General features: G+C 66.5%; 18 protein-coding genes. 4 read left to right on the top strand and 14 right to left on the bottom strand.

Annotated elements, in window-relative coordinates; translation table 11 throughout:
* On the top strand, positions 1-333 hold a 333-nt coding region (locus tag G510_RS0114775; RefSeq protein WP_029154236.1), incomplete at its 5' end, for an ISL3 family transposase.
* Here the strand turns inward: G510_RS0114775 and G510_RS17325 are convergent.
* From G510_RS17325 to G510_RS17315, 7 genes are all read right to left on the bottom strand, one after another.
* Entirely contained in the window at positions 302-2719 is a 2418-nt protein-coding gene (locus G510_RS17325; RefSeq protein WP_051216822.1) for a DEAD/DEAH box helicase, read from the bottom strand. The genes G510_RS0114775 and G510_RS17325 overlap by 32 nt on opposite strands.
* Positions 2716-4746 carry a site-specific DNA-methyltransferase gene (locus G510_RS18145; protein ID WP_036323630.1) on the bottom strand — a complete coding sequence of 677 codons (2031 nt, stop codon included), beginning with the start codon at positions 4744-4746 and terminating at the stop codon, positions 2716-2718. The genes G510_RS17325 and G510_RS18145 overlap by 4 nt, the downstream gene beginning before the upstream one ends.
* A gap of 54 nt (positions 4747-4800) precedes the next feature.
* Positions 4801-6324: an AAA family ATPase gene (locus G510_RS0114755; RefSeq protein WP_029154233.1), complete on the bottom strand. Its 1524-nt coding sequence runs from the start codon at positions 6322-6324 to the stop codon at positions 4801-4803.
* Entirely contained in the window at positions 6324-9056 is a 2733-nt protein-coding gene (locus G510_RS0114750; RefSeq protein ID WP_029154232.1) for a hypothetical protein, read from the bottom strand. Before G510_RS0114750 ends, G510_RS0114755 begins: the two co-directional genes overlap by 1 nt.
* 115 nt (positions 9057-9171) lie before the next feature.
* Complete coding sequence (gene trhO, locus G510_RS0114745) at positions 9172-10071, bottom strand: oxygen-dependent tRNA uridine(34) hydroxylase TrhO (RefSeq protein ID WP_029154231.1); 900 nt, start codon at positions 10069-10071, stop codon at positions 9172-9174.
* Positions 10072-10113: 42 nt separating this feature from the next.
* On the bottom strand, positions 10114-11523 hold the full coding sequence (thrC, locus tag G510_RS0114740) for a threonine synthase (RefSeq protein ID WP_029154230.1): 1410 nt from the start codon (positions 11521-11523) through the stop codon (positions 10114-10116).
* A gap of 131 nt (positions 11524-11654) precedes the next feature.
* Complete coding sequence (locus tag G510_RS17315; protein ID WP_084644424.1) at positions 11655-13433, bottom strand: BCCT family transporter; 1779 nt, start codon at positions 13431-13433, stop codon at positions 11655-11657.
* A gap of 325 nt (positions 13434-13758) precedes the next feature.
* On the opposite strand from G510_RS17315, the gene G510_RS0114725 reads away from it, so the two are divergent.
* The gene (locus G510_RS0114725) at positions 13759-14724 is read left to right on the top strand and encodes a DMT family transporter (protein ID WP_245563381.1); all 966 of its coding nucleotides are present in this window, start codon (positions 13759-13761) and stop codon (positions 14722-14724) included.
* Here the strand turns inward: G510_RS0114725 and G510_RS17310 are convergent.
* Complete coding sequence (locus tag G510_RS17310) at positions 14706-15779, bottom strand: glycosyltransferase (protein ID WP_051216820.1); 1074 nt, start codon at positions 15777-15779, stop codon at positions 14706-14708. The genes G510_RS0114725 and G510_RS17310 overlap by 19 nt on opposite strands.
* A gap of 89 nt (positions 15780-15868) precedes the next feature.
* Between G510_RS17310 and G510_RS0114715 the strand changes: the two genes are divergently transcribed.
* Together G510_RS0114715 and G510_RS17305 are read left to right on the top strand one after the other, a co-directional pair.
* A complete protein-coding gene (locus G510_RS0114715; RefSeq protein WP_029154228.1) occupies positions 15869-16132 on the top strand; it encodes a glutaredoxin domain-containing protein in 264 nt (87 codons plus the stop codon).
* Between the two features lie 112 nt (positions 16133-16244).
* Complete coding sequence (locus G510_RS17305; protein WP_425411306.1) at positions 16245-16616, top strand: recombinase family protein; 372 nt, start codon at positions 16245-16247, stop codon at positions 16614-16616.
* Here the strand turns inward: G510_RS17305 and G510_RS0114705 are convergent, their stop codons facing one another.
* Genes G510_RS0114705 through G510_RS0114680 form a run of 6 tightly spaced genes read right to left on the bottom strand, consistent with a single transcriptional unit; the run spans position 16617 to position 25462 of the window.
* Positions 16617-18521, bottom strand: a complete 1905-nt coding sequence (locus tag G510_RS0114705) for a serine/threonine-protein kinase (RefSeq protein WP_029154227.1) — start codon at positions 18519-18521, stop codon at positions 16617-16619.
* Positions 18515-19354: an FHA domain-containing protein gene (locus tag G510_RS17725; protein ID WP_051216818.1), complete on the bottom strand. Its 840-nt coding sequence runs from the start codon at positions 19352-19354 to the stop codon at positions 18515-18517. The genes G510_RS0114705 and G510_RS17725 overlap by 7 nt, the downstream gene beginning before the upstream one ends.
* Positions 19351-20145, bottom strand: a complete 795-nt coding sequence (locus G510_RS17295) for a PP2C family protein-serine/threonine phosphatase (RefSeq protein WP_036323627.1) — start codon at positions 20143-20145, stop codon at positions 19351-19353. The genes G510_RS17725 and G510_RS17295 overlap by 4 nt, the downstream gene beginning before the upstream one ends.
* A gap of 1 nt (position 20146) precedes the next feature.
* The gene (locus G510_RS17720; protein WP_084644416.1) at positions 20147-21736 is read right to left on the bottom strand and encodes an RDD family protein; all 1590 of its coding nucleotides are present in this window, start codon (positions 21734-21736) and stop codon (positions 20147-20149) included.
* 1 nt (position 21737) lies between these two features.
* Entirely contained in the window at positions 21738-24146 is a 2409-nt protein-coding gene (locus G510_RS17280; protein WP_051216817.1) for a transglutaminase TgpA family protein, read from the bottom strand.
* Positions 24143-25462 (bottom strand): DUF58 domain-containing protein, encoded by a 1320-nt coding sequence (locus G510_RS0114680; RefSeq protein WP_029154225.1) that lies wholly within the window; start codon positions 25460-25462, stop codon positions 24143-24145. Before G510_RS0114680 ends, G510_RS17280 begins: the two co-directional genes overlap by 4 nt.
* Position 25463 lies beyond the last annotated feature (1 nt).

Below are 25463 nucleotides of genomic sequence, written 5' to 3'. Positions count from 1 at the left end.
ATCTACCAGCGCGCCGTCGCCGCCTACCGGCACAAGAAGCCGGGCAAGGGGAGGAAAATCTTCGAGCGCGTCATCTCCCAGCTCGCCGCAGGCGTTCCGAAGGACCTGCCCGAGCTGGTCACACTCGGACGCACGATCAAGAAGCGAGCGGGCGACATCCTCGCGTTCTTCGATCACCCCGGCACCTCGAACGGGCCGACCGAAGCGATCAACGGCCGGCTCGAGCATCTCCGCGGCACCGCGCTGGGCTTCCGGAACCTGACCAACTACATCGCCAGGAGTTTGCTCGAGACTGGCGGATTCAGGCCACTGCTACACGCTCAAATACGATGAGCCCATCAAGGTGCGTACCGTGCGGATCGATGATCGAAGCCTTCAGCTCTCCCTGGACTTCATGGAAGAACACGAAGTCGGGATACATAGTGCGCCAGTTGCCCTGCACGTCACGGTAAGCAATGCCCAGCGAGTCGGTCGCTCCGCGCGGTGGGTTTCGATACCAGGCCACAGCACCCGGCACGGCGAGCTCGGCGTTGACGACCTTGCGCTCCCAAGCGTTGAGCGATGACAGCGGAAACTGTCCGTTCTCGTCAGACATTAGGTGCCGATCGACGAGTGGCGCGTCTGCGAGCTGATCGTTGTCGTCGACAACCTTGAAGTCCTCCATGCGAGAACGTGGCATTCCCAGCTCACCGCGCTGTGGCGCGATCGTCATCGCGCGGATCTCTTCGTAGTCTTGTTGCCGGACGTCTGGGAGAGACTTGATCCCGACGCGGTGGTGAGCGAACCATTTATCGACGAGTTCAGTTGCCTCTTGATCCACCTTCTCGCGGACCTCTTTGATCATCGCGAGAGCAGCTGTGCGCACGTAGGCGTCGCGCAGTCCGTCGTCGCCTTCCTCGTCGTTATCCGCGAGGTGGTTGACGTACGACTGAGCGATATCGGCGCCGAACGCCTTCTTCGCATCTTCAAACGCAGATCGAATCGCACGGTCATCAGCCCGCATGGAGAAGTCACGGTACGTGAGCTTGTTCGACGTTGACGTGCCGGAGATCTGCTGCACGTCAACACGCCACACCTCATCGATCTGGGCGTCGAGGAGGTTGCCATAGCGCGTAGCGTAGGAGTCGAGCACGAGGTGCATCTCGCGCTCTGCGTCGGTCAAGGCTCCTGGGCGGACTCTGTCCATCGCGAGCGCCTGGGCCAGCGAGACAAGACGCTTCACAGGGCGAGCGCCGCGCTTTGGCAGCGTCTGGGTGGGGAGCGTCTTCCAGAGTTCCCAGACCGAGTCACGGATCGCAGGATTAGGGCGCAGCTCGCGGCCGTCGATCAGAATCTTCTTCGCACCGCCGCTACCGGGCATCTCGTCGAGCTGCCCGGTGAGGTACCGAACGACTTTGCCGGCTGTCGTGCGATCGAAGAAGGGCAGGATGCACTCGACAGAGTTCAGCGCCTCATCACCGGGTACGCGACGGGCAAGCGGGCTACGGACCATGCGTCCGAGAAGTTGCGTGATGTGAGTGGTGTCTTTGGCCGGCCGGAAGGAGACCATGACCTCGGCGCGCGGGCAGTCCCATCCGGTCGAGATCGCGTCTTTGGCGATCAGGACACGGATCGAGGTCGTGTCTTGCACTCGCTGCGGTTCGATCCACGGCACGTCCCAGCCGCCGAAGTGTTGACGAGAGTGATCGCCGAATACGTGGCCGACGTTGCCGCTGTGGAGCCCGGGGATGACATCGGCAATGGTGTCGAGAGCGGCACCGATCCGATCCGGATCGGGAGTATTGGGAGTTTGAAGAACCAGTAGCGGAACGACCTGATCCGTGAAACCCTGCGACTTCGAGTATTTGGACCAACGCTCGGCCGAGTCGGCGAGTTGCTGTGCGGCAAGCTTGACGAGAGTCGTGTCGAAGTTGCCGGCTTCGTTGGGGATGTTGAGGCTCACGACGTCTTTGACGAGACCGGAGTCCTGCACCCGATTCGGGTCGACCATGACGGCAGGAAATGCGCGCCGGTCCTTCGACGCATCCGCTTCTTTCATCGCCGTGTTGAAGTGTTCGATCGTCGCCGAGATGCCCCAGACGATCGGGACCGCGGGATAACCCGCATGGCCTTGCACGAGTCGACGGACGAGGGTCGGCTTGTCTCGGTTCGTCTTCTTGTTGAAGCCGCGGTGCGCTTCGTCGAGGACGAGGTACAGGGTGCGGTCTTCGTCATTGATCGTGTTCGCGATCGTTTCCCAGATCGTGTAACCCTGCAGGTCAGGAGTGCCGACCTCCGCCATGTCGAGTTGCCTTTCGTCCTCTATGTGCCCGCGGGTAAGCTTCGAGGTCTTCGAGAGCTTCTGGGTATTGAGGAAGTAGACGCGACCTGGATCGAGCTTCGGCTTCGCGAAGGGTGGTTCGATCACGAGCAAATCGGATGACGTGAACTTTTCGGACGCATCCATCAGACGGGTGCGCGTTTGCTCATTGAGGTTCGGATCGTCGGAGAACCAGAGCACGACTGCACCCGGATCTTGGTCGACATCGAACTTCTCGGAACCGTAGAAGAGCGCTTCGATGACGGCGGCCGCCATGACCGTTTTACCGGCTCCGGTGGGAGCCGTGAGTGCAATCGACGTCTCTTCGCCATCGCGTTCCCACGCTGTGCTCGCACGCTCGAGAGCGTTAAGTACGTCGTCGACGGCGTCTTCTTGGTAGTCCTTCAGCGTGAACTTCACAGCGCGCTCCGGCCCGTCTCGATCTCAAAGTTCTGCAGGTATGCCTCGTAGAGGCGTACGGGTTCGACGTGGTCAGGCAGCTCGCGGACAACTGACTCGAACAGGCGATCTTCGTCGGTCACGATATAGGCGATGCGGATGTTGTCATTCGCAGCGACGGCCTCGACGAATGCTTCAGACTGGTTCAGATCGACCAACACGCCGTAGGTTTCGGCGACATCCCACCCTGTCGAGACGTCTTCGATGCGTCGCCCTTGCGATCCGGCACGCAACCAAAGGAGTGGAGCGACCTTTGCGAACTCTCGGTTCGACGAGACGCGCAATGGTGACTCATAGGTGAGGTTAAAGAACTCGACATTCTCCTGGAGGCCATGGGAGTAATTGCTTCCATCGTCACGCGTACCGGTAGACACAGTACTAATTCGAGGCCGACTCACGTATTCGTACACCCCTTTTGCATTCCACTCCGCATCACCGGGGCGTCGCCCTTGCTGACGAAGCACCCTGGCATCCTTAGCCGAAACTTCGTTGTTAGTGACGAGGACGCACCGCCGAGTACCATTGTCATCCTTGTTAAGTTCCATTACAGCTTCGACTGTACTACCTGACCCACCGAAAAAATCAAGCACGCAGGCATCGGACGGAGCAGTTAAACGTATCCAACGCGAGAGCACGCTAGGATCCTTGGGGTTCGGGAACCGGCGATCGCCAAGTATCTTCGCCAGGTGCCCCGAGGCCCGATTCCGGTCCTGGGTAAACACCGACTCGGCGACGCGCGTACTCATGGCCTCAAGTCGATATATTTCGCTGGGAATGCGCGTCTCATCGTCGCCAAAATAGACACGGCCGTCCGCGATCCGACGGTCCATCTCCTGATCACTGTAACGCCATCCATTAGAGGGAACGGCACAAGGCTTCCCAGTTCTGGGATGCGTGAGGGCACGTCTAGGTCGGTTCGGCCGAGGCTCAGGCGCTACCATGCTCCCGTCGGTACGAATTGGCTTACCAGTTTCGTCAAGTGACGAGTATCTGGCGATCGCATCGAGTCCCTTCCCTTTACCGACGGACTTGAGCCACGCACGCCACGATTTTTGTGCGTCGCTGGGCGACGATGCTTCCTGCCAGATTTGTTCTGCGGCAGCGAGTGCTTCTTCGAGACCAGGTTTCTTCTCCCGCCATTGAACCTCTGCCTCGACCAATGCTTCCTCATCGCGCGCATAGATCAGCATGTAGTCAGCTCCGTTGGAAACGTACCGCGTATAACTCTTCGTTCCACCCTGCCAGACAACATCCGAGATGAAGTTGTCGTTACCGAATATCTGATCCATCAAGAGGCGTAGCCTGTGGTGCTCTTCGTCCCCGATCGCGACGACTATTACTCCAGTCGATTTCAGTAGTTCTTTGGCAAGCAGGAGACGCCGCTCCATGAATGCCAACCATTTTGAATGCCTGTAGAGATCTTCATCTGCAACGTACTTATCGTTGTAGATCCATCCTTCGCTACCCGTGTTGTACGGCGGATCAATGTAGATCACATCCACCTTCGCCCGGTGAGTGAAGAGGAGCGTCTGGAGCGCGTGGTAGTTCTCCGCGTTGATCACCGAGTGGAACGGCTTATCGCCACCTCGTTCGACTTTGCCGGTCGAGACCAGGCCCGGGTAGATCGGATCGCGGAATTCCGCGACCACGACGAGGTCATCGACGAGAGCATCCGCGGTCTCCGACTCATCACTCAGCAGCTCGAGAGAAGCAGTGCGTGTGCCAGCGTCGTCTTTGGCAATTGCGATGACGCGCCAGAGCCGATCGTCTCCGGCGCTGGCCTTTGACCCTCGGGGAGGGAGCACACGTACTTTGTCACCACGTCGAACCGGACGTCCGGGAAGTTCGACTGCTTCGGGGACATGGCGTTCAAAGTTCAGCCCGAAGGCGCGTCGGTCAGCGAGAGCATCCACCTCTCGACGAAGGTCCTTGGCGAGCGCGGGATCGTTATTCTCGAGCCGCAGCAGCAGGTCATTGAGCCGAGACACGGTACTCCTTCATCGGGGTTGAACTATAGATCGATTCTCTCAGCGACGCGGAGCTCACGCGCCCTCCGACACATCGATGCTTGCCCGTGCAAACGTCGCGAGAATTCGCTCGTGGGTTTGTCGGGGTAGCTGTCGCGTTCCTGGTTCGCCGAACGGCGTGCCCGGTCGCGCCGGCGCCTCCGCGAGTAGCTCATCGATGCCGGGTCGCGCGACCATGAGTAAACCATGAGTTGCGCGTGTGCACGCGACGGCGAGGCGTCCAAACGCGGAGTTAAACGTGTCGAGCTCGGCCGCACCATTCAGAGGGTGCACGGCGATCGTAATCCCGTTCGTCTGCCCCTGCCACGAATCGACGGTCGAAGCGACGATGTCGCGATCGGTGAGCTCGTGTTTTAGCTGCAGTCGTTGGACAGCATCCGTGGCGTCGTCGACGGATTGATTTCGGGTCGCGAGGATAGTCACGAGTGGATCTGGATGATCGCCACGCGCACGCGCTGTTTCCCACGCACCCGTGGGGCGACCCGGAACGTCGTTGTCGTACATCGCCGAGATGAGTGCCGCATTCGCTGAGAAGAATTCGTCGACCAGCGATTCCACCAGTTCTATCAGAGGGAGGTCGATGTCGGCGGCTTCGGGCTTTGGGAGCCCGTCGACCTCCAGCAGTGTGGGAACTCCCGTACCCACTTGCCGCCAGATCTCGGCGAGGCCTTCGTCCATCGACCCGACGTCGATCGTGCGATCGCCGGGTGCCGCCACACAATCGAGCGATGCCCACTCTGGGTAGAAGGCTCGCCACAGCGCGAGATGACCCGCGGCCGGCCGCCAGACCGCCGGCAGCTCGCGAGACCAGGTGCGGGTGTCATCGTCGTAGTCGGTCGGCCAGGCGCGATAGGGGTTGTACCCGGGGTCACCTCGCCAAGGATTCGCGCCGATCTCGAGCGGCGGTAGCTGGCCGACATCTCCTACACCGGCCCAGAGTGGAGCGAGCTTCGTGACCTTGTCGAACAGGTGATGGGCGATCTGCCACGCCTCGTCGACGAACAGCACGTCGAAGGGAGAGCTGCCGTTCGCACCAGCGCCCAAGTGGTCACGCAACCGGTTGAACTCGCCGGGCGCCCCGAAACGAGAGACCGTCGCAATGACGACTTTCACGTCGGTCGGCAAGTGCTGCGTCGAATCCGCTACTGTCGCTGCGTCGAGAACCTCGCCGGGCATCTCTGTGAAGGCCTTCTTGCTCGCGAGGACGGCAACGGAGTCTCGTCCGAGCGTTTCAGCGAGATCAATCGCGAGGGGACGCACCTGCTTGTTCGTGAAGGCGGTGATTGCGATCCGCTGGCCGTGCGCGTGCTGAGTGGACTCGACGACCAGTCGCTTGAGCGCATACGACTTTCCGGCGCCGGCAGCGGCTTTCAACAGCATCCGCTGCATAGGTGATGCGCCCGACAGCATGTCGGCGAGCTCGGCACTCGCTTCGTCCGCTACGCGGTCGTTGAGCGACGCGGCATCCTCGTGATGGACGGCACTCGTCGCGAAGACGCGCGGCGCGCTGAAATGACCCTCGGTTGGCTCCTCCACCATCACTCCAGATCGTCCATCGTCTGATCGTCCGGTACAGTCCGCGGAGCGACATCAAACGCGTTACCCGTGGCGGATCCGGCAGCTGTCACTTCAAAAGCGTCTCCGTCACGGACTGGCGGCCACGTTTCGGGGTTCAGCTCACCTTTCGCGCGACGGTCCGCGATGCGGTCGGAGAACTCGGCCTCGCTGGCTTCATGCGAGCGGCAGCACCAGAGGTGCGACGGCGGATCTTCGCCGTAAGACTCGGGGAGGCAGTCGACCTTCGGGGCAGAAGTGGTGTCGGGCTTCGGCTTGGCGACAGAGAGCACGCGGTTGCCCTTGAGGTCGGAAAACCAGGTGAAGTCGGCGATCACCAGTTCGTCGCCGACGCTCACGGTCGGTACTGTTTGCGGGGCCCACAGCATCCGCTTGGGCTGCGCCGGGTCCTGTGTGGCAAGAGGTCCGATCGCGAGTCCGTCGATCTTGAAAGAACCGCCGGCGCTGGTGTTGACGTGCACTGCGGGTTGCTCAACGCATGCTTCGCCGTTATGAGTGAGCATCACCACTCGTGAGCCGTCAACGATTCGGCGTGACTCGATGTCGAGCATGAGAGGTGTGCTCGAGACTACAGTCGCGAAGGCGATGAACCGATTGCCAGCATCCGATGCGAGATCGTGTGCTGCCTGCGGGTTCGAAAGGGCAAGCAACTGCGACGCGCACGAACCGTCACTCTCAATCATCGGCACAAGCGAGTTTCGCCACGGACGATAGGTGCGTCCGAAACGGACAAGGTCAGAGGCATGCAGTTTGAGCCGCCTGCGCCATACCTGCTGAGCCTCCGACTCGATCGTTTCGTAAGCCGCTCGGAGCGCTGACGTCGGCAGCATCGCGAGGACGTCGATAGCTCGCTCGAGAACCCGTGCTTTGTACTGCAGTTCGTCCGTTACGAGAAGCGCGTACAACTCAGGCTCGGCTACTGGGTCGTCGGGCGCTTTGCCCCGCTTCCCGACGAGTGCCTCGTGAATATCGTCAGACATCACGTTGGTGAGGCGCGCACCTGGAGTGTGGTCAGAGTTCTCGATTGCATCGGCGAACGCGCGGTGACCGATCGCGCCAGAGCTCTGCGACTCGGCCCAGCCGACGAGGTAGTCCAGACGACCCGAGTTCGTTGTCGGGCCACCGGCCACGAAGTGGCGGGCGAGAACGGTGCGCACATCGACTGTCGGCGAGCGCAATCCGAAGGCCCGCGACCTGTCATCTTCGAGCAACAGCGCGATCGCCGTGCGTTCCACTTCTCCGATCGGACGCGGGATCGTCGCCGGTTCGCCGTCGTACGTGATTGCCGGGCGACCTTCCTCTTTGTCTCGTTGCCACCGCAGACGGCTGAGTTCAATGCCCGCGAGGTTGTCAGCTATCGAGACGAGCACATCGGCCGTGGCCGCGTCTGGCACAACCAGGTGCACGGCTGACGGGACGTCGCCGGACGAAGCCTTACGCTGCTCGCGCATCGCGCGATTCAGCACCGTTCCGATACGGCGCATCACTAGTCGGCGCGTCTCAGACGACTGTGGATCGTCGAACGACATGTACTCCCAGTCACCCCGGCCGTCTGCTGTGACGCGTTGAAGGCCGATGCCGTGGACACCGAGGGCCGCAGCATCCGACTTCGCCAGCACGACATTCACGGTGCCAGCCGTGCCTACCGAATCAACGCGCACTTGTCCTGTCACTTGGACGAGACCCGTCAGCGTTGCTTCGATGTTCGCGGCGGTCGACGCAGGTACGCGACCAATTTCGCTCGCGCCATCGACGAGACCGAGTGCCTGTCGACGCATGTCGCGGCTGACGCCGAGCTCGATCAAGAGGTCGCCAGGACTGGTGGACTGACGTAGTTCGTTACGGCAGTACGAGAACAGCGTGCACGTTGTGCAGGTGGCGGGGTCGAACGTCGCCTCGAGGTGCTCAACGTGGGAGGTGAGGTCTTGATCTGGCATGTAACCGGATTCTTCGGCTACACGCCTGCGCTCGTCGATGCGAAGTCGTACCTCTTCACCGTAATCGTGAAGGTTTTCCACGATTGGGGTGGGCTGCAGGAACGCGTTTCGGGGCACCGCGAGCACGCCGAAATTGTGCACGGCCATGTTGGTAGGGAGCTGCGACCATGCACGCGCCGACGCGGCGCCCACTGCGACCTGCAGAAAACCCTTGAGCATGCGCCCGTCATCGATGCGGGAGCGCACGCGCTCATAGTCCTTGGCATCACCCATGACGAGCCATGAGGTGGTGCGCCCTGCTCCGGCTGGAGCGACGACCGCGAAGTCGGGTTTAACATCAGTCGCTCGTGTGTCTTCGAACCCGATGAAGGGCACCGCCAGCTGGAAGACGAGTGTGGCTGCCCCTGTGGCAACGGCCCGCTCGTGGGCATTGTTGAGGAGCTGCACCGTCGTGTCGACGTTCATATGCGCGTCGACGGTGACGACTTCGCTTGGTCGATCGAGCTGCAGTGCGCCGACTGTGCGTGTTGCGACCTGGCTGGCGAAAGATTCGTTGCGTACGAGACGCTCGAACGTCATGGCGCGCATCCAGCGGGCCTGCGGGATCGCGCCGGAGGTGTCGGCGTGGCCGACTGCCTTCGCAAGGTTGCGTCGAGTCAGGCCCGTGATGAGGGGGTCGGTACCGCGGAAGCGGGCGCAGCCAGCATGCGACGACGACGCTACGGCGCTGGAACCGCCACCTACGACCTCAATAGCCACGAACACTCACCCTGCCTTCACTTCTCGCACTTGATCAATATCCTGGCAGAGGTGTACGACATCCGAGAACGTCGCGAATAACTGGGCGTCTTGCCTGGGCCTACGGCCGCCGACGTCAGCGCGCGTCAGCGGTCGCGTGCATGCGGCAGACCGCCCGGTCGCCGCACGACTCGCACAGCACCGTGCGCGATGCGCAGGATGCGTCGGCGCAGTTGACCATCCGATCCGTCAGAGAATCGCAGGAGGCACAGCGTCCGATCACCGCGGCGTCGTCGCCGAAGGTCATCGTCTCGCGGCCGTCGAAAACGTAGAGGGATCCCTCCCACAGACCGGTGTTGCCGAACGTCTCGCCATAGCGGACGATGCCGCCGTCGAGCTGGTAGACCTCGCCGAAGCCTCGAGACGTCATGAGGCTCGAGAGCACCTCGCAGCGGATCCCGCCGGTGCAGTACGTGACGACCGGCTTGTCCTTCAGATGGTCGTACCGGCCCGATTCGAGCTCGGCCACGAAGTCGCGAGTCGTGTCGGTATTCGGCACGACGGCGTTCTTGAAGCGCCCGATCTCAGCCTCGAACGCGTTGCGCCCGTCGAAGAAGACCACGTCGTCGCGCTCGGCGAGGAGCTTGTGCAGCTCGCCGGGCTTCAGGTGTGTGCCGCCGCCGACCACGCCGCTGTCGTCGACGGCCAGCTCGTCGGGCGCACCGAACGACACGATCTCGTCGCGCACCTTCACCGACAGGCGCGGGAAATCGAGGCTCGCACCGCCGTCGTCCAGCCCGGATCCCGTCGACCATTTGAAGTCGATGTCACGGAAGCCGTCGTACTGCTTCGTCTTGCGCACGTACGTCTTGAGCGCGGCCATATCGCCGCCGAGCGTGCCGTTGATGCCGTGCCGCGAAATGAGGATCCGCCCGCGCAGCCCGAGCAGCTCGCACAGGTCGCGCTGCCACAGCCGCACCGCGTCGGGGTCGGCGATCGGCGTGAACGTGTAGAAGAGGAGGATCTTGGCGAGCACGGTTCCAGGTTACGTCGCGAGATCTGAGAGCGGTCGGACCGCTCAGCGCACCGCGTTCGCCGACACGTAGTCGCGCAGCGCCTTCTCGTCGGCCGCCATCTCGACCACGTGCTGCGGCGCCTCGAGCATCTGCTTCAGCTCGTCGGAGAGTGGGATCGTCACACCGATCGCCTCGGTGATCGTCTCCTGGAACTTCGCCGGCTTCGCCGTCTCCATGACGAGCATCGGCACGCCGTCTTCGACGTAGTCGCGCGCAACCTTCACGCCGTCGGCGGTGTGCGGATCGATGATGTCGCCCGTCGCTTCGTACACGCCCTGGATCGTCGCGAGCCGGTCGGCATGCGTTGAGGTGCCGCTGCCGAAGCCGAACTCGCCCGTCAGGCGCGGGAGCTCGGACGTGAAGTCGATGGATCCGGTCTCGTCGAGCTCGCGCCACGCGGAGTTCATGCGCTCGGCGTCGCGGCCCAGCAGGTCGAACAGGAATCGTTCGAGGTTCGACGCCTTCGAGATGTCCATCGACGGGCTCGACGTCGCGAGCGTCTGCGCGGCCGCACGCGGACGGTAGATGCCCGTGCGGAAGAATTCATCGAGCACGTTGTTCTCGTTCGCCGCGAGAACGAGACGACGGATCGGCACGCCCATGCTCTTGGCGAAGTATCCCGCGAGGATGTTGCCGAAGTTGCCCGACGGCACCGTGACCGAGACCTCCTGCGCGCCCGATCGGTCGGTCGCCCGCAGCCATGCCCAGAAGTAGTAGACGACCTGCGAGGTGATGCGCGCGAGGTTGATCGAGTTGACCGCACCGAGGTTGTGGCCGCGCTTGAACTCGAGATCGTTCGACAGTGCCTTCACGAGATTCTGCGCATCGTCGAAAACGCCCTCGACGGCGATGTTGTGGATGTTCTCGTCGGCGAGCGAGTACATCTGCGCCCGCTGGAACGAGCTCATGCGCCCCTGCGGGGAGAGCATGAACACGTTGATGCGGTCCTTACCGCGGAAGGCATGCTCTGCCGCGGATCCCGTATCGCCCGACGTCGCGCCCACGATGTTCAGCGTCGTCCCGCGCCGGGCGAGCGCGTACTCCATGACCTGTCCGAGGAACTGCATCGCCATGTCCTTGAACGCGAGCGTCGGCCCCTCGCTCAGCCCGACGAGCGTGATACCGCCGTCTATGTCGCGCAGCGGCACGAGGCCGTTCGGGAAGTTCTCGGCACTGTAGGCGGCGTGCGTCATGCGCTCGAGCTCATCGCGCGGAATGTCGGTGGCGAACAGGCCGATGACCTCGGTCGCGAGGTCGGCGTAGTCGAGCGCGCGCCACGACTCGAGCGTGGCCGCCTCGACGCTCGGAAGCTCGGCCGGAACCGCGAGGCCGCCGTCCGGGGCCAGCCCCTCGAGGAGCGTCTCGCAGAACGCCGTCGGTTCCATGCCACCGCGGGTTGAGATGTATTGCACGCTGCGCTCCTCGAGGTCAGGACATCGGCGGGCGTGGGCCCATCTGCCTATTCTCGCAGGATCCGCGAGCGCGTGCGTGCGTCACGACGCGGCACGCGCCCCGACGCGAAGGCCGGAGCGCGTGCCGGGGGTCACTTACGAGGGCTCGGCGACCGGCCGAAGCCTCGCGGAGTCGAGCGCGACATACGGTAGTCGATGCGGTCATCGACGTACTCCTGCAACTCGTCGCTCTCCGACAGGTTGCTCGACATCTCGCCCGTGATGTACTCGGTGACGCGACCGAGCCGTTCGAGACTCTCGCGATGTTCGACGGTCTTCAGCTCGTACCTCAGCGCCTTGATGAGCGCAATGCCCATCAGAATCATGACGACGCTGAATGGCAGGGCCGTGATCAGCGAACCTGCCTGCAGTGCGCTGAGCGCATCCGATCCGCCCGCGACCAGCAGCGCGAGCGCGAGCACGCCTTCGAGCGCCGCCCAGAGGACGCGCGACCACGTGGGCGGGTTCGGGTGTCCGCCCGATGCGAGCATATCGACCACGAGCGATGCCGAGTCGGACGACGTGATGAAGAAGATCGCCACGACGATAATCGCGATGACCGACAGGATCGACCCGAGCGGCAGTCCGCCGAGCACCTGGAACAGCGATCCTTCCGCAGAGACCTCACCGTTTTCCACGAGGTCTCCCTCGCCGAAGAACTGGCGGTACAGACCCGCTCCGCCGAGCACGGAGAACCACAGGAACCCGACGACCGTCGGCACCAGCAGCACGCCCGCAATGAACTGGCGCACGGTACGCCCGCGCGAGATGCGCGCGATGAACACGCCCACGAACGGCGCCCACGCGATCCACCAGCCCCAATAGAACAGAGTCCATCCACTGAGCCATTCGTGGGTCTCAGGCCCGGCGTACGCGCCGACATCGAGCGTGATGTGCATCACATTGGCGAGGTAGACGCCGAGCGACTCGACGAAGTTGCGCAGCAGGAACAGCGTCGGACCGAGGATCAGTACCGAGATCATCAGGAGGCCCGCCAGCGACAGGTTGATGTTCGACAGCCACTTGATGCCCGCACCCACACCAGAGGCAACCGACAGGATCGCGAGGAACGTGATCACGACGATGAGTACGACAAGCAGCCACGTGCTCGACGTCTCGATGACCCCGATCGCCTCCATCCCCGAGGAGATCTGCAACACCCCGAGACCGAGCGACGTCGCGACGCCGAAGATCGTGCCGAAGATGGCGACAATATCGATGACGTCGCCGACCCAGCCCTTGACCTTGTCACCGAAGATCGGCTCGAGGGCCCACCGGATCGAGACCGGGCGACCGCGACGGTGTACGGCGTATGCGAGCGCGAGGCCGATCACGGCGTAGACGGCCCACGGGTGCAGCCCCCAGTGCACGAAGGTCTGCGCCATCGCGAGTCCGCGCAGCTCGGAGTCGGTGCCGTCCCAGCTGGGGTTACCGCCGATCGTGGCGTATGTGAGAGGCTCCCCGACTCCGTAGAACACGAGCCCGATGCCCATGCCGGCCGAGAACAGCATCGCGAACCAGGCGAACACGCCGAACTCCGGCTTGTCATCCGCGCGCCCGAGCTTGATGTTGCCGAGCTTCGAGAACGCGAGCACGACGACGAACACGACGAACACGCCGATGAGCAGCATGTAGTACCAGCCGAGCGTGTCGGAGATCCAGTCGTTCGCGGCGTTGAACGCCGTGCCCATCGCATCGGGGAAGACGAGCGACAGAACGGCGACCGCGAGAATGATGCCGAATGCCGGCCAGAACACGCGCGGCGCGATGAACCCTCTGCCGATCTTCACGCCCTGGCGACGCAGCTTCTCCGCGATCTGCTCGTCGCTGTCCTTCTCTGCGGGGAACACCGCGGTCGGCACGCTGGCCATTGCCGGGTCGAGCTCGAACTCCAGCCCGCTCAGCGGATTCTGCAGTGTGGGCGGGTTCGTTACATCGAAGCTCTCGTACAGCGCGTCGGGGGTAACATCCTCAACCGAATGCTCGTTCTCGTCGGACTGCGACTGGTCATCCTGAGGTTCTTCCGGTGAAGCCACGTAGTCATCTCCTCCGTCTGGTCGCCAGACTGTAGATCCTGCGCACGTCTGCGCGCGCGTCCAGCTTAGCGATCAGCATGGACTCGCCCTGAACCTGCTGAACGCGGCGCATGACGGCGCGTCAATGATGGGATGTATCTCTGCGTCGGAAAGGACCACCGTGCACACGCGCTCCCGCCCCGCCGGCCCGATCGCCGTCAGCGCGATCGCCACCGTCACCGCCGGCATCGGTATGGCGATGCAGGGAACAGCGAACGGCACGCTTGGAGAGATCCTCGGCAGCGGGGTCTTCGCGGCGACCGTCTCGTTCCTCGTCGGCCTCCTTCTGCTCGCCGTCATGACGCTCGTGGTGCCGGCCGGGCGTTGCGGTTTCGTCCGCGCGGTCCGCGCATTCTCCTCGCGAGAGCTGCCGTGGTGGATGTTCCTCGGCGGACTTGGCGGTGCGGCTATCGTGATGTCGCAGGCGTTCACGGTGCCGCTGATGGGCGTCGCCGTGTTCACGATGGCGTTCGTCGCGGGTCAGCTCGTCGGCGCGCTCATCGTCGACAACACCGATCTGCCGCCCGGCGGACGTAAGCACCTGACGGCACCGCGCATGGTCGGATCCCTCATCGTACTCGTCGGCGTCTCGCTCTCGGCGGTCGGCGTCATCGCGCAGGGCGTTCCGCCGTGGGCGCCGGTCCTGCCGCTCGTCGCGGGCGTCGCCACGGCGTTCCAGCAGGCGACCAACGGGCGTCTCAAGCAGCACACCCGCTCGGCGCTCGCCGCGACGACGACGAACTTCGTCGTCGGGGGCATCGCGCTCGTGATCGCGTCGGCGGTCGTGCTCGCCGCCGGCACTCGCGTTGTGGCCGTGCCCACGCTGCCCGCCGAGCTCTGGGTGCTGTGCGGCGGCCTGCTCGGCGTCGCATTCATCGGCGTGACGACAGTGACGGTCGCACACCTCGGCGTGCTGCTGCTCAGCCTCATGTCACTCTTCGGCAACCTCGTCGGATCTCTCGCGATCGACCTGACATTCCACTCCGCAGAGGCCGAGGTCAACGCGACGACCTACATCTCGATGGCAATCGTGCTCGTCGGCGTCGTCGTCACGACGATGCGACCGACTCAGGCGCGCGGGCGGTAGACGACCAGCGAGTGGAACGTGAAGCGGATCACGAACGCCACAGCCAGCGTGATCGCCGTGGCGATCGGGCTCGGCATGCCCCACGCCGTGACCATCAGGCTCATGACGGGGATGCGCACGGCCGACTCGACGTTGTTGAAGATGAACGACGACGCGAACCGATGCCAGAATCCGCGCGCGGCGCCCTTCATGTCGCGGAACACGAAGCGCTCGAGCATCAGGAAGTTTCCGATGATCGTCACCTCGGCCGCGATGATGGCGGCCCACACGTAGTCGACGATGCCCGCCTCGGTGAGCAGCCACACGATCGCGACGTTCGCGACGGCTCCGAGGGCGCCGATGACCGCGAACGCGCTCATCTTTCCGAAGCGCAGCAGCGTCAGCTGGCGGAAGAAGCGGATCCCCTGCGCGAGCGACGCCTTCGACTCGCCCGCGAAGCGATCCGCGAACTCGAAGGGGATCTCGCTCACGCGCACCGGCGTGCGCACGATGATCTCGAGCAGAATCTTGAACCCGCGCGGCTGCAGGGCGGCGAGGTCGATGGCCGACGTGTTGATCGCGAAGAAGCCCGTCATCGGATCCGTGACGCGGCGCAGCTTCGCGGGGAACATCGCGCGCGTGACGACGGTCGAGGTGCGCGAGACGAGGTGGCGCCCCCAGTCGGCGAGCCCCGACGCGTTACCGTCGCCCACGTAGCGCGACGCGGCCACGAGGTCGACATCTCCTCGCCCCACCCGCTCGAGCAGCTCGGGGATCTTCTCCGGCGGGTGCTGCAGGTCGCCGTCCATGACGACGCAGGTCTCGTACGCGGCCTCGCGGAATCCCTCGACGACGGCGCCGCCGAGCCCGTTGATCGGCGCGTCGCGGTGGATCACCCGCACCGGCAGCTCCGCCGTCTGAGAAACGCGGCGCACCTCGTCGTCGGTGCCGTCGGTCGAGTCGTCGACGAAGAGGATCTCGGCGTCGGTCGTGCTCAGCACGGCGGAGATCCGACGCACGAGCTCGGCGACGTTTCCGGACTCGTTGAAAGTCGGGATCACGATGGTGACGCCCACACCGATCCCCCTCTTCCCCTCGACACGCACGTGATTCCATCGTTCCACATCGCGGCCCCTGGACATGACGGCCGATCTATCCTGGATTCATGACGAATCCCGCGAAAGACACCATCACGATGTTCGGCGCCGAGTGGTGCGGCGACTGCCGCCGCACGAAGGCTCAGCTCGACGGCCTCGGCATCGAATACACCTACGTCGACCTCGAGCTGGACGCGGCCGCCGCCGATGTCGCGAAGGACATCTCGGGCCGCACGAACATCCCCGTCGTGCTGTACCCCGACGGCAGCCACCACGTCGAGCCGTCGAACGGCGACGTGGAAAGCAAGCTGCGCGAGCTCTCGCTCATCTGAGCCTTCGCCGAGAGCCTGATTTTTCGCCGAGATGCTGACGTTTTCGCCGAATTCGTCAGGCGCTCGGCGAAAAGTCAGGTCCCCGGCAAGTCAGGGGGTCGCGGCTAGGATGATGTGCGTGAGCGAGCACATCGAAGAGGTCACGACCAAGGACGAGATCTGGCGCGCCCGTCCCGTGAACTCCCGACTCGTGGGCATCGTCGTCGCCCGAGACGGCATGCCGTCGATCGTCGAGCAGCGGCGCCGGCTCACCGCCTTCGGCGTACCGATCGCCGGCTTCCGCCACCCCGCTCCCAACGTCGCCGAGTCGTGGGAGGAGCGCCTGGATCGGCTCTTCGGGCGGCTGGATCGGGGCGACGTCGTCGTCGTCACGAGCGCCCATGTCTTCGGGCGCGATGCCGCCGAGGAAGTCTCGACGATCGCCGAGCTCGGCCTCCGGGGCATCATCATCAAGGTGCTCGGCCACGACTCGGCCGTGCGCTGATCAGTTGTCGACGCAGGCCACTTCGGTGGCCGACCGCGCGCCGTCCGTGCGTTCGATGAGCACCTCGATGCACGTCTGCTCGCCGTCCTGCTTCTCGAACGTGACCGTCTGGTCGCCGGTCGAGCTCTCGAGCGACGTGACGCGCTCCTCGTCGTAGATGCCCCAGCGGTAGACATCGCCGATCTCCGGACCCGGGTTCTCCCAGCGGAACGTCGCCTCATCGGCCGTCGTCGATCCCGATAGGCCCGACACCGCGGGCACGCTGCGGTCGGATCGCTCGCCGGGATCCGTCGTCTGCTGCTGCGTCGTGACGAGATACACCGCGACCGCGATGAGCCCTGCGAGCACGGCGATGCCCGCGATGATCCAGCCGATGACGAGGCGCCGACGCGAGCGCCGTTCCTGCGCGATCACCGCCATCGAGGTGCGCGTGATGGCGAGCGGCTCGGAGTCGGGCGGCAGCCGGCGACTCGCGACGCGGAACGTCGAGGTGTCGCTCGTGGGCACGGTGCCCCGCCGGAACTCGACTCGGGAGTCGAAGCTGTAGTCGACCGGCGCGGACCGCGGGCGCTCCTCGCGCACGATCGTTTCATCGTCGACGGGATCCGCGGGCGCGTCGCGCAGCTTCGTCTCGTCCTCGAGCGGATCCGTGTCGGGCCCGTCCGTGAATCTCTCGTCGTCCGCCGGTGCGGCAACGGCGGGCTGCGCGCGCGCCGCCGGAGCATCGCGCAGCACCGTGTCGTCCGGCATTGCTGTGTCGCCCCCGGAGCCGTACGCGCACGGCGGCGCGGTGTCGGCGTCCGCTTCGTCGGCGAGGAAACCGGCCGGCGGGGCGAACGTGTCGGCTCCCGTATCCGTGCGCGGGGCGAACGCCTCGTGATCGATCGCGGTCTCGTCGGTCGGGATCGCGAACGGTTCGGCGAGCACCGGCGCGGACGGAACCGTGAGCCCGCCCGGCGAGACGGTCGTGTCGCCGCGCAGGCGACGGATCCGCGTGGTGCCGCTGTCGAGATCCTCTTCTTCGGCCTCGTCCTCCTCGCCGTCGTCAAGGATGTCGATCTGCGTGACCTGGTGCCCGAGCTCGGCCTGCACCTTCTGCAGCGCCCGCGCGAACGACAGCGCCGTCGGGAAGCGATCGGCCGGGTTCTTCGACATCGCTCGCTCGAGCACGTACTCGAGCGAGCGCGGCACGTCGCGGCGGCCGAGGGGCGGCAGCGGGAGGCCGTCGATCCGATCGATCAGGCTGTTCGTTCCGTTCTCCCCGCCCGGGATCTCGAACGGCGAGCGCCCCGCGAGCAGCGTGTACACCGTCGCGCCGAGCTGATACACGTCGCTGCGCGCATCGCTCGTCGGCGGATCCCGGAACGCCTCGGGAGGCGACCACGGCACGGACACGCCCTGCGACTCGCTCACGTCGATCGACGACGAGGCGATGCCGAAGTCGGTGAGCGCCGGACGGTTGTACTCGGTGACGAGGATGTTCGCGGGCTTGATGTCGCGGTGCAGCACGTTCGCGCGGTGGGCCGTCTCGACGGCCGCCGCCACGGGGATCCCCGTGTGCAGCGCCTCCTCGACCGTGAACCGTTCGCGCCGGTAGCGCACCTGCAGGTTGGGGCGCGGGCAATACTCCATCACGAGGTACGGGCGCCCGTCGTCGGCGACGCCCGCCTGGTACACCGCCACAATCGCAGGGTGCGTGGAGAGCATTGCCATCACGTTGGCCTCTGCCGTGAACTGTGTCGCCGAGGCGTGGATGCGGTCGGGCAGCAGCACCTTGATCGCGACCCGACGCCGCGGCAGCTTCTGCTCGTACAGGAACACGTCGGCGAATCCGCCGGATCCGAGCAGCTGCAGGAATGTGAATCCCGGCAGCTCGGGCGGCGCGCTCGGCGCGCGCCTCACCATTCCAGATCCTCGAAGGTGATCGTGACGTCATCGCCGATGTCGAGCACGTCGCCCGTGACGACGACCGTGGGCTCACCGGCGCGCAGCTTGACCGGATCCGCGTCGGCCCGGCGGAGCATCGTGCCGTTCGTCGTGCGCAGGTCGACCGCTGTGACGGCGCCCGGCTCGCGGCGCACCTCGAGGTGGCTGCGCGAGATGTCAAGCTGCGGGCTCGACACCGTCACGAGCCGCGGCGCGTCATCGAGCGAGACGCGCGCCGCCCGCGGGCTGCGGCCGATGACAATCGTGCGATCGATGGCGACGCGCTCGCCCGTCGACAGAATGATCCGCGGGCTGCCCGCGGGAGCCGCGGGCGCCGACGGGATCGTGTCGCCGTCGTGATCGCCGGCGCGTGCGGCGCGCTCCGCCGCGCGCCTCGCCTGCAGCTCGGCGAGCGAGATCGTGGCGCCATCGTGATCGCCGGGAACCGGTTCGGAGCGCACCAGCGCGTCCTGCGGATCCGCGTCATCCGCGGACGGTTCGCCGTCGTGCGGATCCGTCTGTGCCGCGCCGTCCGCCACGGGCTCGTTCGGATCGGTTTCGGGCGCCGGGGGCTCGTCGGCGGCGTGCGGCTCGAGGAGGGTGTCGCCCACCGGGGTGCCGTCGACGATCGTGACCGGCACCTCGCCGTGGCGCAGGACGATCGCGTCGTCGACGATGACGAACCACTCCTGCTCCGCGAGCAGTCGGCGCGCGGCGTCGGCGGATTCTGCGAGCGCCGCCCGCACGCCCTCCGCGTCGATCGAGTCGGGGATCAGCGCGGAGCGCCCGCCCGCGACGACGAAAGCAGTCACGAGCGCAGCTCCGTCGCGCGATCGATCGTGGCGTCCTCGACGTCGTCGCCGCGACCGGCCGTGTCGACCTCGAGCGCGTCGACGACGACCGCCGTGATGTTGTCGCGCCCGCCGCTCATCACGGCCTCGCGCACGAGCACGGCGGCGGCGCGGCGCGCGTCGGTCTCCTCGCCGAGGATCTGCGCGATCCGATCGGGATCGACCTCGTCGGTGAGCCCGTCCGTGCACACGAGAATGCGATCGCCCGCCTGCGCCGGCAGCACCCACACATCGGCGTCGCCCGAGCTGCCCGCGCCAAGTGCGCGCGTGACGACGTTGCGGCGCTGATCATCGCGCGCGTCTTCGGCGCTCAGGGCTCCGGCCTCGATGAGCTCTTGAACGAGCGAGTGGTCGACCGTCAGCTGTGTCAGCACACCGCCCTGCACGCGGTAGGTGCGCGAGTCGCCGACGTTGAGCGCGAGCCAGTAGCCGGCCCCGTCGACCTCCGTGGCGATGACGCCCGACAGCGTCGTGCCGGCCCCGGCCTTCTGCGCGCGCGAGAACGTCTCGATGCAGGCTCGGGCGGCGTCGATCGCATCCTTCGCATCGTCGACCGTGACCCATGATTGCGCCGAGAACCGCTGGAACGCCGACAGGGCCGTGGCCGCGGCGACGTCGCCCGCGTCGTGCCCACCCATGCCGTCGGCGACGAGGAAGCACGGCCACGACGCCAGCGCCGCGTCTTCGTTCACGGTGCGGCGACGCCCGACATCGGTTGCGACGCCGCTCGTCGTTCTGATCGCGCCCGCCATGTCAGCTCTTTCCTGCTCGCTCGACGGATGCGCTCCGCTCGCCGATCGTGATCTTGTCGCCGGCCACCAGCGACGAGGCGGTGTCCGGAACGAGGGTCGTCGAGGTGCCGCCGCGCACGACCACGACGCCGTTGGTCGAGTGCCGATCGACGATCGACGCGGATCCGTTCTCGAGCGAGATCTCGAAGTGGGTCTTCGACAGCGACAGAGTGTCATCCGTGACCGCCACCACGTCGGCGCCGTCGCTCGCGCTGGGGTTGCGCCCGAACACCGCGCGCGAGGTCACCTCGGTGCGCGTGCCGTCGTCCCACACGAGGATCACGCTCGGCACGTTCGTCGGGGCGGGCGCGTGGTTGAGCACGATCGTGTCGTCGGGGAAGTCCGGGGTGGCGGGCGCGGGGGCCGGGGCCGACTCGACCTGCGGCTCCGGGGCTGTTTCCGGGGCAGATGACGGCACGGGCGGCGCGGCAGGGGTCGGTTCGGGTTCGGGCACAGGCGGTGCAGGAGCGGGCGCGGCCACCGGCTCCGGGCCTGGTGCCGCCGGGATCTCGGGGGCCGCCGCGGGCGCAACGGGCTCCGGCTGCTCATCGCGCTCGCCGGTCACACCGGGAACGAACGCAATCGGGCCGTCAGCAGACGCCTCGGGCTCGTCGGGCGCGACCTCGGGCACGGGAGGCGCCGGCGGGGCGGGCATCGGCGGAACGACCGGAGCCGCCGCGGGAGCCGGGGGCACCGACGGAGCCGCGGTCGCCTCGAACGGGTCAACAGGTGCGGGTGCAGGCTCCGACGCCGCCGGAGCGGGAGGCGCCGCGAACGGGTCCACGGGAGGGGCAACCGCGTCCGACGCAGGAGGCGCCGCGAAAGGATCCAAAGGCGCGGGGGCCGGGTCCGACGCCGCCGGCGCGGGCGCGGCGAACGGATCCACAGGCGCGGGCGCCGGCCCCGAGGACTGCTCGACGGGAGCCGGACCAGCACCCGGCTGCGCCGGCGCTGCGTACTCGCCCTGCGGATCCGCGGGACGGTCCGGATCCGCCGCGCCGCGCAGAGTCATCACGGCGCCCGAGGCCAAGTCGTGCCAGCCGCGGCGCCGCGCCGACGAGTCGAACAGCGGCGTGAAGTAGCCCACGATGATGGCGCACGTCGCGCCCCAGACGATGTTGCGCCACACGGCGCGCCAGAAGCCGAGCCGCGCACCGGTGTCGGCCTGCACGAGGCGGATCCCGAGCATACGCTGACCGACGGAACCGCCGGATCCCTGCATCGCGCTGTACGCGAGCGCAATGGCAAGGGCGACGACTCCCGGAATCATGAAGATCGGCATCGTCCAGATCGGGAAGCGCTGTTCTCCGGCGAGCGCCGCCATGATATCCGCGCGCACGACCATGAAGACGACGACCGCCGTCACGAGGTTGATGAGCTGGAGAATGACGACGTCGATGGCGTACGCGCCCACCCGACGGCCGAGCGACGGATGCGCGAACGTCGGGGGAACGTGCGGATCCTGCGGCGGCCAGACCTGCGGCGGCGCGGGATGAGCCGGCGCACCATACGGCTGACTGGCATATCCCGACTGCCCTGTCGACATACTCATGTCAGTCTTCTCTCTCCCGTGCCGATTCTCGTGCTCCTGAGACTTTCTCACGAAGGCGCTGCACCCCGCGACGCATGCGCGAGTTCTTCGTGATCGCGCGCACGCTCAGCCGTGCGCGGAACCGCCTCCACCACGTGGACTTCTGCTTCATGGATCCGACGACGTCGTCAACGTCGCGCCAGTACGTAGAGACGTCTTCGCTCGACGGATCGACGGGGGCGAACACCCGCGAATCGGCCTCAACGGCGAGCGTCGCCACCCGCGGCTCGTGGAACGTCGCGGCGAGGACGAACGCCTCTTCGTGCCGCGTCGCGCCCTGCGGAATCGGCTCGCCTCGGTATGCGCCGAGGTCAGTCGCCCGGTCGACGAGCTCGTTCCAGCCGCCCGCGATCCGGTCGCTCGGGTCGTCGAGGTTCAGCCGCTTGCGGCGCTTGGAGAGTTTGATGCCGGCGATGATGAGGAACGGCGACAGGATCAGCGCGATGGCGAGCAGGCTGATGCCGGCGATCGCGATCACCTGCCACGCGAACGGCGACAGAAGCGGCTCGTCCTCGTCGTCGTCATCGCGCTCGTTCGGCACGAGCGGGGGCTCGTCGGCCGGCTGCTGCGGCGGGGGCGGGGGCTGCAGCACCTGCGGGCGCGGCTCCTGGCGCGGGCTCTCGGTGATCTCCTCCGGCACGTTGTCCGCGGGCGGCGTCGGGTCGAAGCTGACCCATCCGAACCCCTCGAACGCGACCTCCACCCACGCGTGCACGGTGTCGCCGGACGCGACGAACGGGTCGACGTCGGGATCACCCTCGTCGGCGTGGAAACCCATCACGACGCGCGCCGGGATGCCGAGCTCGCGGGCCATTAGCGCCATCGCCACGGCGTACTGCTCATCGTCGCCGACGCGCGGATCCGACCGCAGCAGCTGCGAGATGCGCTGCGCGCCGTGCCCGGCGCGTGACTGCGGGTCGTCCTCGGCGCGGCCGGTGTCTTCCTTCGACAGGCCGTGGCTGAAGGAGCTGTTGCGCAACCAGTCCTCGAGGGCAGCCACCCGCTCATAGGGCGACAGCGCGCCCTCGACGGCGCCGTCGGCCCCGTCGATGATGTCGGCTGCGATCGCGGCCGCGTCCTCCGGCACCTGCGACATCGTCGGCAGCTGCGGCTTGGCGAACGGCGCGTCTCCGATGTCCTCAGCTTCTGGTTCATCCGGAATCACGGCGGTCACGGTGTACGCATCGCCCTCGCGCAGCCCGTCGGCCACGAGCCCCGTACCCGTTTCTTGATTGAAGTAGGTACCGCGCCGGAGATCCTTCGAGCGCTCGCCCGTGCCGTCGAACGCGACGCTGTCGACGATGCCCGCGTCGGGCAGCCAGGGGCCGGCGTACTGCTGGATGTCGATGCCGAGCTCGACGAGGGTGCCCTCCTCGTCCTGCGCCATGTTGCTGCGCAGCGGCGAGAAGTCGCTCGAGCGCCCGCGCCCCGAATCCGACACCGTGTACACAAGCCCGTCGTACGCGTCGAGCACCGCGAGACGCACGCGCGCGCCCTCCGGCAGTCCCGACACCGAGAACAGCGGCTCATCGGACGTCGGATGATCGCGCACGACAGAGCGCCACGACTGCAGCGGGCTCACGTAGTCGTGCAGCTCGAAGGGCGGCACGATTGTGTCGCGCGCCACGTCGCGCACCTCGTTCTCAGGAGCAAGCGCGAGCGACGCGACGCCCGCACCCGCGCCGATGGCGAGGATCACGCCGCCGGCGATGAGCCGCGTGCCGCGACCGCCTGTGGCGCCCTCCCCCGCATAGCCCGCGATCGTGACGGCGACGAACCGCGGCGACCACGCTTCGCGCACCGCGAGCCACGTGACCGCGACGATGATGAACACGGCGCCGAGAACGTAGGGCAGCCAGACGGGCGGATCCGGCGGACCGAAGACGATCGCGAAGACCGTCACGGCGGCGACCGGGATCATCGCCCACGCCGCCGTCTTCAGGCGCAGGGCGAGGCTGCCGGCCACGACGAAGCCGACGAGCATCGCCGTGAACGGCACGAGCAGATGCCCGTCTTCGATCGAAAGCGGCGCGGCCGACGTCAAGAACGCCTTCCACATCGTCACGGCGCCGGTGGCGAGCTGCCGCAGCGTCTCGAGAGACGGGATCACGCCGCCGATCGTCGTCGCCGGCAGCGCCAGCGCGCCCCCGAACACGAAGTAGATGACCACGGTCGCGGGCGCGAGGACGATCACGGGCAGGCGCCAGCGGGCACCCGCCGAGGCGAGCGCGAGCCCGAGGACGAGGCCGCCGTACGCGCCGACGAAGAATCGTGCGCTGTCGAAGAGCGGCCAGAGCACGAGGATCGGCACGGTCGCCAGCAGCACGAGGGCCGCCAGGTCGAGGATCCATCTGCGAGCGGTGAGCCTCATCCGAGCGCCCTCGCAATCGCGCGCGGGAGCTGCTCGAGGGCGCCGATCGACGCGACGGGCGCGTCTGCGATGCGGCGCAGCGACGGATCCGCCCCCGCGTCGGCGACGCAGACGAGCGTGCGCGCGCCCGCGGGGATCCGCGAGACGGCGGCGCGCAGCTCGGTCGCCGATGCGCCGCGGCCCGTGATGAGCACGACGAAGCTCGCGGCCGGGATGTCGGATCCCACGAACGCCCCGAGCTCGTCGATGCCCTCGCGGGTGCGATCGAGGTCGAGGCCCGAGAGCGCGTCGAGCATGTGGCGCTCGGAATCGCCGCGCAGGCCGCGCGACTGGGTGCGCAGGTCGACGTCGAACGCGTCGCGCATGCCGCGGCGGCCGATCGAGGCCGCGATCGACACGGCCAGTTCGAACTCGTCGTCGGAGCGGTACTCATGGCGGGCGCGCGAGACCGCGATCACGAAGTGCGACCGACGGGTCTGCTCGTAGGTGCGCATCATCGTCACACCGGTGCGGGCCGTCGAGCGCCAGTGCACGTGGCGCAGGTCGTCGCCCGGCTGGTACTCCGTCAGCGCGTGGAAGGCGATGTCGTCGCGCGCGAGGTCGCTCGTCGGCAGGCCCTCGAGGTCGCGCACGAAGCCGAGGGTGTCGGTCGAGAACGCCACGGTGCGCGGGTGCACGTACAGGTCTGTCGGATCCGCGCGGTGCTCGACGCGCTCGAACAAGCCGAGCGGATCGCCGCGCAGCACGCTGACGGGGCCGACCGGCAGCACGCCGCGCGCGTGCGTCGGAATCTGGAACAGCTCGGTCACGCGCTCGTCGGGCGCGAGGCGGCGGACGGCGAACACACCCCGCCCCTGGCCGACCGGCAGGACGACCCGCGAGGAGGGGATCGCGCGGCGCGCCGGATTCTCGAGGATCAGCCCACCCTCGGCGTGCTCGCCGACGATGACGCGGCTGCGAGTGAGATCGAGAGACACTCCGTAGGCCGTGCGCCCGATGAGAAACAGCGCGCACAGCACGATGACGATCGTCAGCGCAATGGCCGCCGTCGTCAGCTCGCGCCATCCGTTCAGCGGCCCGACGATCCAGCAGGTCACGGCGGCGCCGATCGCGACCCACCCGATGATGCGGACGACGCGGATCCCGCGCAGGAAGCCTGCCCACCCGCGGCGCCCGACGAACGCGGCGACCTGCCCCCACGACGCACGCTCGGGCTCGGGCGTGCGGAACTCCGGGGTCTCCTCGGGGTCGACGGGCGCGCCGGATGGCGCCATGCCCTCGGGCACGGCGCTCATCGGCTGCGCGGGCGTCGTCATC

This window comes from Microbacterium gubbeenense DSM 15944, assembly GCF_000422745.1.
Taxonomy (GTDB): domain Bacteria; phylum Actinomycetota; class Actinomycetes; order Actinomycetales; family Microbacteriaceae; genus Microbacterium; species Microbacterium gubbeenense.
This window is presented reverse-complemented; position numbering and strand designations above follow the sequence as displayed.